The sequence below is a fragment of the Pseudomonas sp. SWRI18 genome (assembly GCF_014268345.1).
Taxonomy (GTDB): Bacteria; Pseudomonadota; Gammaproteobacteria; order Pseudomonadales; family Pseudomonadaceae; genus Aquipseudomonas; species Aquipseudomonas cedrina.
Genome location: NZ_JACCQQ010000003.1, coordinates 108,077 through 126,603 on the forward strand (window position 1 = coordinate 108,077; position 18,527 = coordinate 126,603).

General features: G+C 63.3%; 11 protein-coding genes. 8 read left to right on the plus strand and 3 right to left on the minus strand.

From position 1 onward, the window contains the following. Positions 1–122 precede the first annotated feature (122 nt). The 4 genes from H0Z09_RS05340 to H0Z09_RS05355 all read left to right on the plus strand — a co-directional run bounded on the left by H0Z09_RS05340 (position 123) and on the right by H0Z09_RS05355 (position 6,542). Positions 123–2,255: a DUF1631 domain-containing protein gene (locus H0Z09_RS05340; RefSeq protein ID WP_186688193.1), complete on the plus strand. Its 2,133-nt coding sequence runs from the start codon at positions 123–125 to the stop codon at positions 2,253–2,255. 61 nt (positions 2,256–2,316) lie between these two features. Beyond that, positions 2,317–2,880 (plus strand): 1,6-anhydro-N-acetylmuramyl-L-alanine amidase AmpD, encoded by a 564-nt coding sequence (gene ampD / locus H0Z09_RS05345; protein WP_076951114.1) that lies wholly within the window; start codon positions 2,317–2,319, stop codon positions 2,878–2,880. Further along, positions 2,877–3,713: a regulatory signaling modulator protein AmpE gene (gene ampE / locus H0Z09_RS05350; RefSeq protein WP_186688195.1), complete on the plus strand. Its 837-nt coding sequence runs from the start codon at positions 2,877–2,879 to the stop codon at positions 3,711–3,713. The genes ampD and ampE overlap by 4 nt, the downstream gene beginning before the upstream one ends. 798 nt (positions 3,714–4,511) lie before the next feature. Then, positions 4,512–6,542: a methyl-accepting chemotaxis protein gene (locus tag H0Z09_RS05355; protein ID WP_186688197.1), complete on the plus strand. Its 2,031-nt coding sequence runs from the start codon at positions 4,512–4,514 to the stop codon at positions 6,540–6,542. A gap of 26 nt (positions 6,543–6,568) precedes the next feature. On the opposite strand, the gene H0Z09_RS05360 is transcribed toward H0Z09_RS05355, so the two are convergent. Further along, positions 6,569–7,345 (minus strand): TatD family hydrolase, encoded by a 777-nt coding sequence (locus H0Z09_RS05360; RefSeq protein ID WP_186688199.1) that lies wholly within the window; start codon positions 7,343–7,345, stop codon positions 6,569–6,571. A 2-nt stretch (positions 7,346–7,347) separates the two neighbouring features. Further along, on the minus strand, positions 7,348–8,343 hold the full coding sequence (gene cra, locus H0Z09_RS05365; RefSeq protein WP_186688201.1) for a catabolite repressor/activator: 996 nt from the start codon (positions 8,341–8,343) through the stop codon (positions 7,348–7,350). A 292-nt stretch (positions 8,344–8,635) separates the two neighbouring features. Between cra and ptsP the strand changes: the two genes are divergently transcribed. From ptsP to H0Z09_RS05385, 4 genes are all read left to right on the plus strand, one after another. Next, the gene (gene ptsP / locus H0Z09_RS05370; protein ID WP_186688203.1) at positions 8,636–11,494 is read left to right on the plus strand and encodes a phosphoenolpyruvate--protein phosphotransferase; all 2,859 of its coding nucleotides are present in this window, start codon (positions 8,636–8,638) and stop codon (positions 11,492–11,494) included. Next, positions 11,495–12,415, plus strand: a complete 921-nt coding sequence (pfkB, locus tag H0Z09_RS05375; RefSeq protein ID WP_186688206.1) for a 1-phosphofructokinase — start codon at positions 11,495–11,497, stop codon at positions 12,413–12,415. Positions 12,416–12,426: 11 nt separating this feature from the next. Beyond that, complete coding sequence (locus H0Z09_RS05380) at positions 12,427–14,133, plus strand: PTS fructose-like transporter subunit IIB (protein WP_186688208.1); 1,707 nt, start codon at positions 12,427–12,429, stop codon at positions 14,131–14,133. A 162-nt stretch (positions 14,134–14,295) separates the two neighbouring features. Further along, complete coding sequence (locus tag H0Z09_RS05385) at positions 14,296–15,837, plus strand: alkaline phosphatase D family protein (RefSeq protein ID WP_186688210.1); 1,542 nt, start codon at positions 14,296–14,298, stop codon at positions 15,835–15,837. Between the two features lie 134 nt (positions 15,838–15,971). Here the strand turns inward: H0Z09_RS05385 and H0Z09_RS05390 are convergent, their stop codons facing one another. Continuing rightward, entirely contained in the window at positions 15,972–18,497 is a 2,526-nt protein-coding gene (locus H0Z09_RS05390; RefSeq protein WP_186688212.1) for a PepSY domain-containing protein, read from the minus strand. Positions 18,498–18,527 lie beyond the last annotated feature (30 nt).

Sequence of the window (18,527 nt, forward strand, 5' to 3'; positions counted from 1 at the left end):
TTTACCGTGCAACGGCAGAGTTTGCTGGCGCAACCGGCCACATTTGCAAGATAATCTGGCGCCTTGCAATTGGCGTCATAGCTTTGACGTTAACACCCATACCGCCGTTTCAGGAGGCCAGGATGCACAATGACGGAAAGGTGGTGCCGATCAACAAGGCACACGCTACGCCATCGCCGCTCGCCCGACTGCCGGTGGTGTTGCTGCAGGTCCGCGACAAGGCGGCGCAACAGTTGCAGCAAGGGCTGCAGGACCTGTTCGATAACGCCGACGACACCTTGTTCGAAATGGCCGATAAGTCGCGCAACAATCTAGACCAGCATATTTTCTTTGAGGCCATGCGCGACCTGCGCCTCAAGCGCAAGAACTTCGAGCGCGTGTTCATGGCGCGTCTGTTTGAAGCTTTCGCCCGCCTGGGCCAGGCGGGGCGGGGTGAGGCGCAACTGGTGCCTGTGGTTTCTTATGAGGCGGCATCAGGGGCATCCAAGGATGACCTGGAAAAAACCGTGGCGCTGGAGGCCATGTTGGGCCGGGTGCGCCACCGTGACGGCGTGGCCCTGGGGCAACTCACCGCACGGTTGAGCGCTTTGCTGGGCAACCGCCTGGATGACCGCGAGAACCCGTTGGGGCCCGCGCTGCTGTGTGAGTTTTTCCTGCACGCAGGGCGCAGCCTGGGCGTGGAAATCCGCGTCAAACTGATCATGCTCAAACTCTTTGAAAAATACGTGCTCAGTGACGCCGACCAGCTCTACGGCGAAGCCAATCAATTGCTGCTCGCAACGGGCGTGTTGCCTGAACTCAAGGCCGTGCCGTCGCGTCGTCTCGAGACGCGGGCGGCGCGTGATTACCCGCGCCAGGAAAGCCTGCCCGCCGCCGATCAGCTCGTGGGCGCAAATGATCAGGAGGCCTTTGCCGTGCTCCAGACGTTGCTCACGGCGGTGCGCGGTAGCGTTGCGCCAACGCTGGAGCCCAGCGCCGAACCCTCGCCCATTTCTACCCGCGACCTGTTGCGCCTGCTCTCCCACCTGCAGCAGTACGTGCCGGAGCCTGAGGCCGAGGACGATTTCGACCTGCGTAACCAGCTCGAACAGCTACTCACTCGCGTCAGCGTCAAGAGCGGCAAATCGCGGGTGGTGGAAGAGGCGGACGAAGACGTGATCAACCTGATCGCGCTGCTGTTCGAATTCATCCTCAACGACCGCGCGCTGCCCGATGCCTTCAAAGCCTTGATCGGTCGCCTGCAGATCCCGATGCTGAAAGTGGCGCTGCTCGACAAGCGTTTCTTCAGCCGCGCCAGCCACCCGGCGCGGCGCCTGCTCAACGAAATCGCGGCCGCGGCCATCGGCTGCAGCGAGCGTGACCCCCTGTACCTGCGCATCGAGCAAGTGGTGCAGCGCCTGCTCAATGAGTTCGGCGAAGATCCGGTAATATTTTCCCAGCTGCTTTGCGAGTTCAGCGCGTTTACCGCCGATGAGCGGCGGCGCAGTGACCTGCTCGAACAACACACCCGCGATGCCGAAGCAGGGCGCGTGCGCACTGAAGCTGCCCGTCAGCGCGTGGCCGACATACTGAATAAACGGCTGCTGGGCAAAGTCCTGCCGCGTCCGGTCGTGCAGTTCCTGCAACAGGCCTGGAGCCAGGTGCTGCTGCTGGCCAGCCTCAAGCACGGCGAGCAGTCGGTGCAATGGCAAGCGGGGTTGCGCACCATGGACGAGTTGATCTGGAGCGTCAGCCTTCAGCAAGACACCGAAGCCGGGCGCCATCTGGCGGAGCAACTGCCAGGCTTGCTCAAGGCCTTGCGCGACGGTTTGACCAGTGCCGCGTTCGACCCCTTCAGCACCCGCGAATTCTTTTTGCGCCTGCAGGCCCTGCATATCCAGGCGCCTGAAGGGGGCGATGAGTTGATCGAAGTCAATGAGCCGTTTGTGCCGGGCGCGACGTCAGCCGACCCGATCACCCTGTCGGACGATGACCCTGACCTTCACAAGGTTCATCAGCTCAAGGAGGGTAGCTGGGTGGTCTTCGAGCAAGACAATGCCGACGCACTGCGGTGCAAGCTGACGGCGATCATGGCGCCGGCCAACGCTTACATTTTTACCAGCCGCACGGGACTCAAGGTGCTGGAAAAGAGTGCTGGCCAACTGGCGTTGGCCTTCAAGCATGGCGCACTGCAGACCTTGGATGGCGGCCCCTTGTTCGAGCGCGCACTGGCCGCCGTGGTGGGCAAGCTGCGCCAACTCAATCGCGGCAAGTGATCGCAACCAGGGGGCCGAACGCGGCATACTGGTCACCTGTTGTCTCGTTCAAGGAACCCGTATGCAGTTGGACCCCATCAGCGGTTGGTGCCAGGGCATCCGTCATTGCCCTTCACCCAACTTTAACGAGCGCCCCGCAGGCGAAATCTCACTGTTGGTGGTGCATAACATCAGCTTGCCACCGGCGCAGTTCGCCACAGGTAAGGTGCAGGAGTTTTTCCAGAATCGCTTGGATGTCACGGAACATCCCTACTTTGAAGGAATTGCCGACCTACGGGTATCTGCGCATTTTCTGATTGAGCGTGATGGTGCGGTGACGCAGTTTGTGTCCTGTCTCGACCGCGCCTGGCATGCCGGGGTTTCGCAGTTCGAGGGCCGGGAAACCTGCAATGACTTCTCCCTGGGGGTGGAACTGGAAGGCACTGATGATCAACCGTTCACCGACGCCCAATATGCGGCGCTGATCGACCTGACCCGCCAGTTGCTGGCGGCTTACCCAGGCATCACTGCCCAGCGCATTTGCGGTCACAGCGACATCGCCCCGGGACGCAAGACCGATCCCGGCCCGGCTTTTGATTGGACGCGCTTTCGCAGCGCCCTGCAGGATGGAGGACACGCACGATGAGTTTCCTGGTGTTGGTGCTGGCCGTATGGATCGAGAAGTTCTCGGCCCTGCGCCAGCGGTTGCAGCGTGACGGCGGTTGGTTGCGCGAACTGGCCAAGCTGGAATCGAGCCCGCGCATGGGCAAGCGGCCCTGGCTGATTCTGGCGTTGCTGGTGTTGCTGCCGGTGGCGTTGCTGGCCTTGTTATTGCTGGTGCTGGAGCCGGTGGCCTATGGGCTGTTGGCGTTGCCGGTGCACCTGCTGGTGGTGATCTACAGCCTGGGCCGCGGTGATCTGCTCGCCGGCCTCGGTCCCTTCCGCGATGCCTGGCGCCGTGGCGACCTGCAGGCCGCCGAGCATGTGGCCGAACGTGACCTGAGCCTTAACGCCGACAACGGCGAGCAATTGCTTGAACGTGTCCAGGGCCACCTGTTGTGGCAGGCCTACCAGAGCTTTTTCGCGGTGATTTTCTGGTACTTCCTACTGGGGCCGGTAGCGGCCCTGGCCTATCGCCTGCTTGCCCTGGCCAGTGCGCACAGCAAGAACCCGCTGGTGGCCGAGCGCGCCACGCAACTGCGCCACGCATTTGACTGGGTGCCGGTACGCCTGCTGGCGGCCAGTTTTGCCCTGGTCGGCAACTTCGTCGCTGTCGGCCGTGTGATGCTGCACGAATTGCTGAACTGGGACATCAGCGCCGCCCAACTGGTGGAAAAAGTCGGCTTGGCTGCCGCTGAAATTCCTCCGCCGGCGCTGGGTCCTGATGGCGTCAACAGCCTGGACAGACTGTGGGAATTGCTGCTGCGCGCGGCGGTGCTGTGGTATGCAGGGTTTGCGATCTGGACGGTTTTGCCCTAGCCAGACGGGCCCCGAGATTAAAAGCAAAAGCGCGACGAACCGGTCAAGCTGTGGGAGCTGGCTTGTCGGATCGCCGCACCGCTGCGATGCAGGCGCCTTGGTACATCAGGCATACCCGGTTGATGCCATCGCAGCATGGGTATCTACACAATTTTCAACGGTGTGTGGCGAGGAGCTTGCCTGGCGGCCTTCGGGCCGACCGTTTTTTTGGGTTTGACGGAGTACATATCCGTTGCTGCGGTAACGGCGGCTTAGGGTTCCGCCCTTACGGCGGGTCACTTTTTGGAGAGCGCAAAAAGTAACCAAAAACGCTTCGCCCCACCACTCGGTGCCTCGCCTAGGCTCGGCATGCCCGTAATCCGACATTGATTTGGGGGGCCGCCGCCACGCGCCATCCATGGCGCGGGGCGGCTAAACCGGCGTCCTGCCGGTTTACCCCCCAAATCAATATCGAATTACGGCCAGCGTGGTTGACGGGGCGCCTCAGATCAAGATCAAAAACAAAGCGCGGCGGCCTTAGAGCCGACCGGTATTGATGTCGAACTCGGTTCAAAATGTGGGAGCTGTCGAGCCCCAGCGAGGCTGCGAAGGCGGCGGCACTGCTGGCATTTTTTTCGCCTGACCCACCGCTTTCGCAGCCTCGCTAAAGCTCGACAGCTCCCACAAAAAAGCAGATCTGCAGAGTTCCCCCACCCATTAACCTTAAATTACAAAACTCCCCCTCAAAGTGAGCTATACAGATGCTGGCTAACTGCCGCCCTGTGCCTCAATAAAAATAAAAGAAAAGGGAGTTCACCTGTGAAGCGCTTGCTCTATCCCGCCGTCGCGCTGATGAATCGCCTGAGTTTCGGCATGAAGTTCAGCTTGATCAGTGTGCTGTTCCTTCTGCCGATGCTGGCGACCAACTATTATCTGGTGCGCGATTCCTGGCGTGAATTCCAGGGCACCCGTGTGGAATTGCAAAGCCTCGACCTGCTCGGCAGCAGCCTGGCCCTGCGTCGCGACCTGGAAACCCTAAACAACCAAGTACAAATCAACGCCACCCTCGGCCAGTCCGGCAAGGCCGGCGACCTTGAGGGGCAGATCAACGCGTTGGAGCAGAGTGTGCTGAACCGCCTGCAAGGCCTCAACGCCATGGCCAGCGACCCTGAGCAAATGGCTGCGTTTGACGACAAGCGCGATGAGTTGATCGCGGCCTTCAAGGCCCAGCAACAGGAAACCTCGCTGCTGAGCAAAAGTGCGCTGATCGGCAAGTTGCTCAACAAGGCGCAGATGCTCAGCCAGATCATCGCCAGCCAATCCGGTTTGAGCCGCGACCCCCAGGGCGATCTGCGCCAGCTCACCGAACTGATCACCAGCGTCACCCCGCAGGTCACCCAGACCCTGGGTGAAGGTCGGGCAATGGGTGCTTATTCGCTTGGCCAGGGGTTTCTCAATTCTTCAGCCAGCACGCGCTTTGATGAGCTGTTGCAGCAATTGGAAAAACTCCAGGCGGAATATGGCTTGAAGTTGCAGGATGCCTTGGGCTCCAGCAACGCCGCGCTCACTGCCCTGGAGAGCTTGGCCACGGCCAGCAACGCCAGCTTGAAGCAAGGCAGTGTGCTGTTTGAAGATCAGGTGGTGATGGCGCAAACCCTGGATGCGCCGTGGCAGGGGTTCTACGACAGCGTCAGCCAGTTGATGGCCAAGACCTACGCGCTGGATGACGCCACCCTGGCCTTTCTCGCACAGCAATTGGAGCAACGCCTGGCGCAGAATCGCACGCATATGCTGGTGCTGGTCTCCGCGCTGACGATGGTGTTCTTGCTGATCTTCTATTTATACGCAGGCTTCTACGCCTCCACCCGCACCACGCTGCGCCGCTTGGGCGCCATGATGGACAAGGTGGCGGCCGGCGACATGACGGTCACCTTTGTGGCCGACAGTCGCGATGAGTTGGGCGATCTGGGCCAGGTGTTCAACGGCACCGTGGCGAAGATCCATGACCTGATCGAACGTGTCGGCCACACCGTCAGCCAGGTGGAGCGCCAGGCCGGCCAGGTGGAAACGGTCTCGGCCCAGAGCAATCAGGCGGTATCCGGGCAGCGTTTCCAGATCGAGCAAGTCGCCACGGCCATGAACCAGATGTCGGCCACTGCCCAGGAAGTCGCACGCAGCGCGGCGGCGGCGGTCAGCAGTGCCCGTAGCGTCAACGACGAAACCGTCGGCGGTCGTGGCCTGGTGCAGTCCCAGCAAGTCAGCATCGCACGGCTGGCTTCGGAGATTGATCAATCGGCGGGGGTGATCAACCAGTTGGCCACGGACAGCCAGTCCATCAGCAGTGTGTTGGAGGTGATCAAGAGCATTGCCGAGCAAACCAACCTGCTGGCACTCAATGCCGCCATCGAGGCGGCGCGGGCGGGTGAGCAGGGCCGTGGTTTTGCGGTGGTCGCCGATGAGGTGCGGACCCTGGCCCGGCGCACCCAGGACTCCACAGAGGAAATCGAGCAGATGATCAGCCGCTTGCACAGCGGCGTGGCAGCGGCGGTGAAGGCCATGGGCAGCAGCCATGAAATGGCGAACGGCACGGTTGGGCAGTCGGAAAAGGTGCAGCAGGCCCTGGAAAATATCCTTGGTGCTGTAGGAATGATCCTCGATCAGAACCAACAGATCGCTGCCGCGGTGGAGCAGCAAACCGCTGTCGCCCACGACATCGACCAGAATATCGTCGCGATCAATCGCGCCGGTGAGCATGCGGCGCAAGGCGCGCAGCAGACCGAAGCGGCGAGCCGGCAACTGTCTGCGCAGGTGATCGAGTTGAAGCAATTGATCGGTGCGTTTCGCGTATAGCGCAGGTGTCGGCACTCAGGCAGGCTTCACCAGCCGAACAGCTCGCAGGCGTTGCGTGTACTCGCCTCTGCCAGCGCTGGCGGGCTGATGCCCATGCGTTCGGCCAGCGCCGCGCAGATAGCCGGCAGATGCTCGGGGCTGTTGCGTTGGCCCGGGTACATGGCGGGCGCCATATCGGGTGAGTCGGTTTCCAGCACCACCGCGTCCAGCGGCAGCTGTGCCAGCACCTTGTGCATGCGCAGCGCCTGGGGCCAGGTGGCGGCGCCGCCCAGGCCCAGTTTGAAGCCGAGCTTGATGTATTCGCGGGCTTCTTCGCGGCTGCCGGCAAACGCATGGATGATGCCGCCGCGGGGCAGGCGAATGCGCTTGAGGGTCGCGATCACCGCCGCGTGGCTGCGCCGCACATGCAGCAACGCAGGCAGTTGGAAATCCAGCGCCAGCTTGAGCTGGGCTTCAAACAGGCTTTGCTGGCGTTCGCGGTCCGGTTGCTCGACAAAGTAATCCAGGCCGATTTCACCGACCGCACACAGTTGCCGATGGCCGTGCAGGCGAGTCAGCCAATCGCCCAGTTCACTCAGGTCAGCGGGGCGATGCTCATCGAGGTACACCGGGTGCAGGCCAAAGGCGGCGAACAATCCCGCGTCCGTTTGCACCAGGTCCCACAACCGTTGCCAGTTCCGCTGATACACCCCCAACACCACCATGCGCCGCACGCCCAACGCACGGCTGTGGGCGAGGACTTCGCGGCGGTCGCTGTCGAAATCCGCGAAGTCCAGGTGGGTATGGGTGTCGATCAGCTCCACGCTCAGGCCTCGTGAATACGCTGTTTGAATGTGCGGCCGATGGCGTGTACGCCGGGTTGGTAGTGTTCTTCTTCAATAGCGGCCAGGGCCAGGCGCAGAGCGGTATCGGCGATCAACTGATGCTGCTGGGCCATGGCGTTGACCGGCAGTGGCAGGAAATCCAGCAACTGGGTATCACCAAAGGTGCCCAGGCGCAGCGGGCGCGATTTGAGCGGGAAGTCATGCAGCGCATCGAACACACCCTGCAACAGCACGTAGGAAGTGGTGACCAGCGCGTCAGGCAAATGCCCCAATTGATGCAGAAGCTGCTCCATCAATTGTCGGCCGCAGTCCCGGCTGAAGGCTTCGCCGTGTTCGACGATCACCTCGCCGATGAAACCCTGGAGTGCTTCACGGAAACCGGCGGCACGCGCCTGGCTGATGCTCAGCTCGGGCCGTGCGCCGATCAGCACGATCTGCTTGGGCACCGGTTGCAGCAGGCTGCTGGTCAATTGCTGGCACGCTTGGCGGTCGTCGCTGACCACCGAGCAAAACTGATCCGACGCCATCTCCCGGTCGATCGCAATCACCGGCAAACCCTTGGCTTGCAGTTCGCGGTAACTGTCATCGCTGGCCGGCAGGCAACTGGCCACAAACAACGCATCGCAGCGCCGGGCGCGGAACAGTTGCAGCAATTGGCGCTCGCTGCCGGCGTCGTCATCCGAACTGGCGATCAGCAACTGATAGCCGCGCGCCCGTGCGCCTTGCTCCAGGAGCTTGGCGATGCGTGCGTAACTGGGGTTTTCCAGGTCGGGCAGGATAAACCCCAAGGTGCGCGTATGCCGACTGCGCAGCCCGGCGGCCTGGGGATTGGGGGTAAAGCCATGGGCTTGGACGACAGCGCGCACCCGTTCGACGGTGGCATTGCTGATGCGTTGCTGTTCGGCCTTGCCATTGATGACGTAGCTGGCGGTGGTCACGGACACACCGGCCAGACGTGCGATATCACTGAGTTTCAAACCGGGATTTCCTTGTTTTCTGGAGCTCGCCCCGACATTTTGTCCAATCGTAACCGATTCCTGTACGCGACTTATGTCCTGGCTCAATCGCCGAGTGGTCCTTCAAGGATGCGCAATTAACGCGTAGTCTTCCATAAAATCTAGATTAAACGTTTCAGCCAGCGTATTTTTACGACGTTCGCGACTGAGTGGCTACTGCCCATCGACTGCTCGGTCAGTTATTTTGAACACCCCTTACACTGTTTGTTTAAAACAATACCTAGTGCACGACCGCACTAACTAGGAGAACGGCATGCTTGAGCTCACTGTAGAGCAGATTTCCATGGGCCAGGTGGCTGTGGATAAATCTGCTGCCTTGCACCTGCTCGCTGAAAAACTGGTGGCCGACGGCCTGGTCGCCGAGGGTTACCTGAGCGGTTTGCAAGCCCGTGAAGCCCAAGGCTCGACCTTTCTCGGCCAAGGTATCGCCATCCCCCACGGCACCCCCGAAACCCGCGACCAGGTATTCTCCACCGGCGTGCGCCTGCTGCAGTTCCCCGAAGGGGTGGACTGGGGCGACGGCCAGATCGTGTACCTGGCCATTGGCATTGCCGCCAAATCCGACGAGCACCTGCGCCTGCTGCAACTGCTCACCCGTGCCCTCGGCGAAACCGATCTGGGCCAGGCTCTGCGCCGTGCCGGAACGGCCGAAGCGCTGTTGAAGCTGCTGCAGGGCGCGCCGCAGGAACTGGCGCTGGATGCGCAGATGATCAGCCTTGGCGTGTCCGCCGATGACTTCGAAGAGTTGGTATGGCGCGGCGCACGGCTGTTGCGTCAGGCCGATTGTGTAAGCAATGGTTTCGCCGCCGTGTTGCAGCAGGTCGACGCGCTACCCCTGGGCGATGGCCTGTGGTGGCTGCACAGCGAGCAAACGGTCAAGCGTCCGGGCCTGGCGTTCGTCACCCCGGACAAGCCCATGCGCTACCTCGGCCAGCCGCTCAATGGCCTGTTCTGCCTGGCTAGCCTCGGTGAGGCCCACCAGACGCTGCTGGAACGCCTGTGCGCCTTGCTGATTGAAGGTCGCGGCCAGGAACTCGGCCGCGCCACCAGCAGCCGCGCGGTGCTCGAAGTGCTGGGCGGCGAACTGCCGTCGGACTGGCCCAGCGCGCGCATCACCCTGGCCAACGCCCACGGCCTGCATGCGCGCCCGGCGAAGATCCTGGCGCAATTGGCGAAAAGCTTTGACGGCGATATCCGCGTGCGCATCGTCGATGGCCCGGTGGGCGCGGTGTCGGTCAAAAGCCTGAGCAAGCTGCTGAGCCTCGGCGCGCGGCGTGGCCAGGTGCTGGAATTCGTCGCCGAGCCGACCATTGCCGATGACGCGCTGCCCGCGTTGCTGGCCGCGGTGCAAGAAGGCCTCGGTGAAGACGTCGAGCCGCTGCCGACCCTGAGCGAACAGCCGCAAGTGCTCGATATCGAGCCGCTGCTCAGTGCGCCGCAGGCCGGCAGCCAGGTCCAGGCCATCGCCGCCGCGCCGGGCATTGCCATCGGCCCTGCGCATATCCAGGTTCAGCAAGTCTTCGAATACCCGCTGCGTGGCGAGTCCTCCGCGATTGAACGCCAGCGCCTGCAAAGCGCCCTGGCCGAGGTGCGTCGGGATATCCAGGGCCTGATCGAACGCAACCCTGCCAAGGCCATCCGCGAGATTTTCATCACCCACCAGGAAATGCTCGACGACCCGGAACTCACCGATGAAGTCGACACCCGCCTCAAGCAGGGCGAGAGCGCGCAAGCGGCGTGGATGAGTGTGATCGAAGCGGCCGCCAAGCAGCAGGAGTCGTTGCAGGATGCCTTGCTCGCCGAGCGCGCCGCTGACCTGCGGGATATCGGCCGCCGGGTACTGGCGCAACTGTGCGGTGTTGAAACCGCCCCGGAACCCGGCGAGCCTTACATCCTGGTCATGGACGAAGTCGGCCCGTCCGACGTTGCGCGGCTTGATCCCGCGCGCGTGGCCGGCATTCTCACCGCCCGTGGTGGCGCTACCGCCCACAGTGCCATCGTCGCCCGTGCCCTTGGCATTCCGGCCCTGGTCGGCGCCGGCCCGGCGGTCTTGCTGCTGGCCTCCGGCACGCCACTGCTGCTCGACGGCCAGCGCGGCCGCCTGCATGTGGACCCCGACGCCGCCACCCTGCAACGCGCCACGGTCGAGCGCGATACCCGCGAACAACGCCTGCAGGCCGCCGCCAAGCAGCGCCATGAACCGGCGCTGACCCGTGACGGCCACGCCGTGGAAGTGTTCGCCAACATCGGTGAAAGCGCCGGTGTCGCCGGCGCGGTGGAGCAGGGGGCCGAAGGCATTGGCTTGCTGCGCACCGAACTGATTTTCATGGCTCACCCGCAAGCGCCGGACGAAGCCACACAGGAAGCCGAGTACCGCCGCGTTCTTGACGGCCTTGGCGGGCGCCCGCTGGTGGTGCGCACCCTCGATGTAGGCGGTGATAAACCGCTGCCTTACTGGCCAATTGCCGAGGAGGAAAACCCCTTCCTCGGCGTGCGCGGCATTCGCCTCACCTTGCAACGCCCGCAGATCATGGAAGCGCAATTGCGCGCACTGCTGCGTTCGGCGGACAACCGTCCGCTGCGCATCATGTTCCCCATGGTCGGCAGCGTTGATGAATGGCGTGCGGCCCGCGACATGACCGAGCGCCTGCGCCTGGAAATCCCGGTGGCGGACCTGCAGCTGGGCATTATGATCGAGGTACCATCGGCCGCCTTGCTTGCGCCGGTGCTGGCCAAGGAGGTGGACTTCTTCAGCGTCGGCACCAACGACCTGACCCAGTACACCCTGGCTATCGACCGTGGTCACCCGACCTTGTCCGCCCAAGCGGATGGCTTGCACCCGGCGGTCCTGCAACTGATCGACATCACGGTGCGCGCTGCCCACGCCCATGGCAAATGGGTCGGTGTGTGCGGCGAGTTGGCGGCGGACCCGCTGGCGGTGCCGGTGCTGATCGGCCTGGGCGTGGATGAGTTGAGCGTGTCGGCCCGCAGCATTCCCGAAGTGAAGGCGCGCGTGCGCGAATTCAGTCTGAGCGAGGCCCAGAGCCTGGCGCAAAAAGCACTCGCGGTGGGCTCGCCTGCCGAAGTGCGTGCCCTAGTGGAGGCCGTGTAGATGGCACATATCCTGACCCTGACGCTGAACCCGGCGTTGGACCTGACCGTGCGCCTGCCGCGCCTGGAGCCGGGTGCAGTCAATCGCAGCGAAACCCTGCTGACCCATGCCGCCGGCAAGGGTGTGAACGTGGCGCAGGTCTTGGCGGACCTCGGCCATCAACTGAGCGTGGGCGGTTTTCTCGGTGCGGCGAACCCCGAGGCGTTCGATGCGCTGATCGCCCGTCGCGGCTTTGGCGACGCGTTCATCCGCGTGCCCGGCGAAACCCGCAGCAATATCAAGATTGCCGAACAGGATGGCCGGGTCACCGATATCAATGCGCCCGGGCCGCTGGTGAGTGAGCAGGCACAAAAGGACTTGCTCAAGATGATCGCGATCATCGGCCCCGGGTTCGACGCGGTGGTGGTCGCCGGCAGCTTGCCGCGCGGCGTCAGCCCGCAGTGGTTTCAAGCAATGCTGCAACAGTTGAAAGACCTCGGCTTGAAAGTCGCCCTGGACACCAGCGGCGAAGCGTTGCGCGCGGGTTTGCAGGCCGGCCCGTGGCTGGTCAAACCCAACACCGAAGAGCTGGCCGAAGTCCTTGGTAATCCCACCGATGCAATCAGCCAACTGCATCAACAGGGCGTGGAACATGTGGTGGTGTCCGACGGTGCGGCGGGCGTGACCTGGTACAGCTCGGGTGCAACGCTGCATGCCACGCCGCCCAAGGTGGAGGTGGCCAGTACCGTAGGCGCCGGCGACTCGCTGCTGGCCGGGATGCTGCACGGTTTGCTCAGTGGCGATACACCGGAGCACACCCTGCGCCGCGCCACGGCGATTGCCGCAATGGCGGTGACGCAGATTGGCTTTGGTATCAGCGATGACGCGCAATTGGCGCGCCTCGAAAGCGGCGTCCAAATACGCACGCTCACAGAACAATAAGAGGGTTTGTGATGAAGTTAGCCATTGTTACCGCCTGCCCGAACGGCATGGTCACCAGTGTGCTGTGCGCCCGCTTGCTGGACGCCGCCGCACAGCGCATGGGCCTGCACACCAGTGTTGAGGTGGTGGATGTGCAGCGCCCGGAACGCCAGCTGTCCCAGGCCACCCTCGACGACGCCGAATGGGTGCTGCTGGTCAGCAGCACGCCGGTGGATATGCAGCGGTTTGTCGGCAAGCGCGTGTTCCAGATCACTCCGGCCCAGGCGTTGGCGGACGTTGACGCGGTATTGCGTCGCGGCGCCGAAGAGGCGCAGGTGTATGTCGCACCGCAGGGGGCGGCCAAACAGGCGCCGCGCATCGTTGCGATTACCGCATGCCCTACCGGTGTGGCCCACACGTTCATGGCCGCCGAAGCCTTGCAGCAGACGGCCAAGCGCTTGGGCTACGACTTGCAGGTCGAGACCCAGGGCTCGGTGGGCGCACGTACGCCCTTGAGCCCGCAAGCCATCGCCGACGCCGACGTGGTGTTGCTGGCGGCCGATATCGAAGTCGCCACCGAGCGCTTTGCCGGCAAGAAGATCTACCGTTGCGGCACCGGCATTGCCCTCAAGCAATCCGAAGCCACGCTCAACAAGGCCCTCGCCGAAGGTGCGGTGGAGAGCGCAGCCGGCGGTGCGGTGGCCAAAAAAGAAAAGACCGGCGTGTACAAGCATTTGCTTACGGGCGTGTCGTTCATGTTGCCGATGGTGGTGGCGGGCGGGTTGTTGATTGCCCTGTCGTTCGTGTTCGGCATTCACGCGTTTGAACAGGAAGGCACCCTGGCGGCGGCGCTGAAAACCGTGGGTGACCGTGCATTCATGTTGATGGTGCCATTGCTGGCGGGTTACATCGCCTACTCGATTGCCGACCGTCCCGGCATTGCGCCCGGCATGATCGGCGGCTTGCTGGCCGGCACCTTGGGCGCGGGGTTTATTGGCGGGATCTTCGCCGGTTTCCTCGCCGGCTACTGCGTCAAGCTGATCACGCGCGCGGTGAAGTTGCCCCAGAGCCTGGAGGCGCTCAAGCCGATCCTGATCATTCCGTTGCTGGCGAGCCTGTTCACGGGCCTGGCGATGATCTACCTGGTGGGCCCGCCTGTGGCGCGCATGCTGACCGGCCTCACCGACTTCCTTGCCACCATGGGCACCACCAACGCAGTGCTGCTGGGTGTTCTGTTGGGCGGCATGATGTGTGTCGACCTGGGCGGGCCGATCAACAAGGCGGCGTATGCGTTTTCCGTCGGGTTGCTGGCGGCGTCCAGTGGCGCGCCGATGGCGGCGACCATGGCGGCCGGCATGGTGCCGCCGATCGGCATGGGCATCGCCACGTTCCTGGCGCGACGCAAGTTCGCCCAGACTGAGCGTGAGGCGGGCAAGGCGGCGATGATCCTCGGCATGTGCTTTATCTCAGAGGGCGCGATTCCGTTTGCCGCCAAGGACCCGCTGCGCGTGATTCCGGCCAGCATTGCCGGCGGCGCCTTGACCGGTGCCCTGTCGATGTACTTCGGCTGCAAACTGGCAGCGCCCCATGGCGGCTTGTTTGTACTGGTGATTCCGAATGCGATGAACCACGCGCTGTTGTATCTGCTGGCGATTGTCGCCGGTAGCCTGCTGACCGGGCTGGTGTATGCGTTGATCAAGCGGCCGGAAGCGGTGGAGCTGGCGGTCACACCAGCGTAAAAAATGTGGGAGCTGGCTTGCCTGCGATAGCGGTGGGTCAGCTTGCACATTTGTTACTGATACACCGCTATCGCAGGCAAGCCAGCTCCCACAGGGTAGTGTCATCTCTGATTCATCCGCACATGCTTAAGTCTCCCTTTTGATACTCAAGAGGGCACCCGCATGAGCCACTTCGATCTTGGCCGTCGCCGCGTGATGCAAGCTGTCGGCGCCGGTCTGTTACTGCCGGGCCTGGCGCCGGCGGTGATCGCCTCGGTCAAGGACCGGCCGCATCTCACCGACGGCGTGCAGTCCGGTGACCTGCTTGGCGACCGCGCCATGATCTGGAGCCGCAGCGACCGCCCGGCGCGCATGGTGGTGGAGTGGGACACCCGCAGCGTGTTCAGCAACCCCCGCCGATTCGTCTCGCCCCTGGCTGACAACCGCACCGACTTTACCGCCCGCGTCGAACTCACCGGGCTGCCCACCGACCAGGCGATTTTCTACCGCGTGCACTTTGAAGATGCCCAGACCGGCGTCCCCAGCGAACCCTGGTTCGGCCACTTGCGCAGCGTGCCGCAACAGCGCCGCGACATCCGTTTTGTGTGGAGCGGCGACACGGTCGGCCAAGGCTTCGGCATCAACCCGGACATCGGCGGCATGCGCATCTACGAAGCCATGCGCCTGCGCCTGCCGGACTTTTTTATCCACAGCGGCGACACCATCTACGCCGACGGCCCGGTGCCGGCGCAACTGGCCACCGAAGGCGGGCGCATCTGGCGCAATATCACCACCGAAGCCAAGAGCAAAGTCGCGCAAACCCTCGACGACTATCGCGGCAACTATCGCTACAACCTGATGGACGAAAATGTGCGCCGCTTCAACGCCGAAGTGCCGCAGATCTGGCAGTGGGACGACCATGAAGTGGTGAACAATTGGTCGCCGAGCAAGCAGCTCGATGAGCGCTACCAGGTCAAGGACATCAACACCTTGGTGGGCCGTGCGCGCCAGGCCTGGCTGGAATATTCACCGATGCGCCGGCAGGCCGCCGACGGCGGCGGGCGGATTTATCGCAAGCTTGGTTATGGTCCGTTGCTGGATGTGTTCGTGCTCGACATGCGCAGCTATCGCGGGCCCAACGATGACAACCTGGGCGCTGAAAAAGCCTTCCTCGGTCGTGAGCAACTGGACTGGCTCAAGCGTGAACTCAAAGCCTCCCAGGCGCAGTGGAAAATCATCGCCGCCGACATGCCCATCGGCCTTGGCGTGCCCGACGGCGAAGTAAGCCCCGGCGTGCCGCGCTGGGAGGCGATCGCCAACGGCGAGCCGGGTGCGCCGCAAGGCCGTGAGGTGGAAATCGCCGAGTTGTTGGGGTTTCTAAGGGCACAACAGGTGCGCAACCATGTGTGGCTGACGGCGGATGTGCACTACTGCGCGGCGCATCATTACCATCCGGACCGCGCGGCCTTCCAGGATTTCGAGCCGTTCTGGGAATTTGTCGCCGGGCCGCTGAACGCGGGCAGTTTCGGGCCCAATCCGCTGGATAAGACCTTCGGGCCGCACGTGGTGTTCGAAAAAGCGCCGCCGGCGCAGAACACTTCACCGTTTGCCGGGTTTCAATTTTTTGGCGAGGTGCAGATTGATGGGCAGACGGCGGAGTTGACCGTGATTTTGCGCGACTTGGATGGAGTCTCGGTGTTCGAGCAAAAGCTGCAACCCACCTGATTTGGAATGCGATCAAAACTGTGGGAGCGGGCTTGCTCGCGAATGCGATGGGTAAGTTACATCACAAGTGACTGACACGCCGCATTCGCGAGCAAGCCCGCTCCCACATGGGGTCTTCAGCGCTAACAAAAGTATCAATACACATCCCGACGATAGCGACCTTGTTCGATCAGCCGCTCCACGGCCTCGCTCCCCACTATATCCACCAGCGCCTGATCCACCCCGGCCGCCATCCCCTGCAAACTCCCGCACACGTAAATCGCCGCGCCTTCGTTGAGCCACTTGCGCAACACCTCGGCTGATTCGCGCAGGCGGTCCTGCACGTAGATTTTCTCCGCCTGATCGCGGGAAAACGCCAGGTCCAGCAACGCCAGATCACCGCTGGCCAACCAGCCTTGCAGCTCGTCCTGGCACAGGAAGTCATGGGCGATATTGCGTTCGCCAAACAGCAGCCAGTTGCGCTGCTGGCCGTCGGCAATGCGTGCCTTGAGCAAACTGCGCAGGCCGGCCAGGCCGGTGCCGTTGCCCACCAGGATCAGCGGCACCGGGGCGTCCGGCAGGTGGAAACCACTGTTGCGGCGCAGGCGCAGGCTGATGCTCGAACCCAGGGCGGCGTGCTCGGTGAGCCAGCCGCTGGCCACACCCAGGCGGCCGTCGGGGTGGTGTTCCTGGCGTACGATCAGCTCCAGCGCACCTTCGCTAGCAATCGAGGCGATGGAGTATTCGCGCATGCCCAGGGGCACCAGCGCGTTTGCCAGGGCCTGAGCGTGCAGACCCACCAGATGGGCGCGGTTGTCCGGCAGTTGGCGCGTGGCCAGGGCCTGGTCGAGCGTCTGCGGCATGCCGTCGATCAGTACACCGTCGCTGCCGGCCAGGCCCAGGCCTTCGAGGAAGTGTTCGATGGCCCAGGAGCAGTTGCGTGGCAGCACTTCCACCAGGTCGCCAGCGTGCCAACGGTGTGGCGATGGCGAGCTGAGGCCGAGCAGATAGACTGGCGAGCCGCTGCTGCCGGGGTTGAGCAGGCGGCGTTGGCTCAGTGTCCAGTTTTCATACTGTGCAGTCGGCCAGGCCGTTGCGGGTGCGTGGCCGGTCAGTTGCCCGAGCTGCTGTTGCCAGTGCAGCAGCGCCGTGGTGTCGCCGCTGTCCACTTCCACGGGGGCGAACAACGGGTTGCCACCCTGGTTGGTCAACCAGAAATGCAGGCGTCGGGCAAAGCCGCAGAAGTGTTCGTATTGGCGATCGCCCAGGGCCAGCACCGAGTAGTTCAGGCCCTTGAGCGACAGGTCCTGCCCCAGCACGCTGCGCTCGAAACCACGGGCGTTGTCCGGGGCTTCGCCGTCGCCGAAGGTGCTGACCACAAACAGTGCATTTTCCGACTGGCGCAGGTCGTCCTGGCTGACGCTGCCCAAAGGCTGCACCTTCACCGGCAAACCGGCCGCCTGCAATTGGCCGGCGGTCTGCCAGGCCAATTGCTCGGCAAAACCGCTCTGGCTGGCAAAACCGATCAGCCAGGCCGGGGCATCGCTGGTGTGGGGCGCGAGGCCTTTACGCGCATCACGCACCTGGCGCTTTTTGCGCCGACGGTCCAGGTACAGCAACCAGCCGGTGATGAAGAACAAGGGCATCAGCACCGAGCTGAGCGTGAGGATGATCCGCCCCGCGAGGCCAAAGTAACTGCCAGTGTGCAGCGCGTACACGCTGGTCAGCAGCCGAGAACCGAGTGACTTGCTGGCATACCTGTCGTGGGCAGTGACCTCGCCGGTGGCCGGATCCAGGTTAATCTGGTTCACGGCGCGATCGTGGGGCGAGTCTTTCAGCAGGTAGTAGACGGTGGCCGGTTGCCCGGCGACGGCGGGCATGCGGATGGTATAGGCGCTCAAACCTGGGCCGGCGTTGCTGTAGATGCTGCTCCAGATCGCGTCGTAGTTGGCCACTTGCGCCGCGCCCTCCGGCGTCGGGCCGCGCTTGCGCACCCGTTCGTTCTGGGGCGCGTCGGAGAGCAATCGGATCAGGCCCTGGCTGTACCAATCGTAGGACCAGGTCAGGCCGGTCAGTGCCGACAGCAGGTAGGCCAGCAGGCACCAGGTGCCGAACACCGAGTGCAGGTCCCAGTTGAAGCTGCGGCCCTTTTTGCGCCAGTCCACGGCCAACCAGGCTCGCCAACTCGCCACTTGGCGTGGCCAGCGCAGGTACAAGCCGGACAGACAGAAGAACACCAGGATCAGCGTGCAGGCGCCGGTGATCTGCCGGCCGGTTTCGCCCATGACCAGGAAACGGTGAAACTGCAGGATAAACTCGAACAGGTCCTGGCCGACGACGTCGCCCACGAAGTTGCCGGTGTAGGGGTCGAAGTAGCGCAACTGGGCGCGCGGCTCACCCGCCGCTGAGGTGAAGAGCACCCGCGCGGCGTTGCCGCTTTCGCTTTCCACCCAGAGCCGTGAGACGGTCTGGCCTGCGCTGGCCTCCAGCTTGCGCACCAGTTCGGCGGGCGGCAGTACCCCGGCTTCACGTTTCTCCACGCTCAGCACGCTCGGGTTCAGCGCTCGCAGTATTTCATCCTGAAACGAGACCGCAGCCCCGGTGATCCCCATCAAGGCCAGCACCAGCCCGGCGGTAATGCCGAAGAACCAGTGCAACTGGAACAGGGTTTTCTTCAACACGTCTGACGGCCTCGTCTATCTGAATATGTA

What these genes read in the sequence shown, in the direction of transcription:
- H0Z09_RS05380 (WP_186688208.1), top strand. Translation starts at nt 12,427, where the DNA reads ATGAAGTTAGCCATTGTTACCGCCTGCCCGAACGGCATGGTCACCAGT.
- H0Z09_RS05385 (WP_186688210.1), top strand. Translation starts at nt 14,296, where the DNA reads ATGAGCCACTTCGATCTTGGCCGTCGCCGCGTGATGCAAGCTGTCGGC.
- ampE (WP_186688195.1), top strand. Translation starts at nt 2,877, where the DNA reads ATGAGTTTCCTGGTGTTGGTGCTGGCCGTATGGATCGAGAAGTTCTCG.
- H0Z09_RS05340 (WP_186688193.1), top strand. Translation starts at nt 123, where the DNA reads ATGCACAATGACGGAAAGGTGGTGCCGATCAACAAGGCACACGCTACG.
- ampD (WP_076951114.1), top strand. Translation starts at nt 2,317, where the DNA reads ATGCAGTTGGACCCCATCAGCGGTTGGTGCCAGGGCATCCGTCATTGC.
- pfkB (WP_186688206.1), top strand. Translation starts at nt 11,495, where the DNA reads ATGGCACATATCCTGACCCTGACGCTGAACCCGGCGTTGGACCTGACC.
- ptsP (WP_186688203.1), top strand. Translation starts at nt 8,636, where the DNA reads ATGCTTGAGCTCACTGTAGAGCAGATTTCCATGGGCCAGGTGGCTGTG.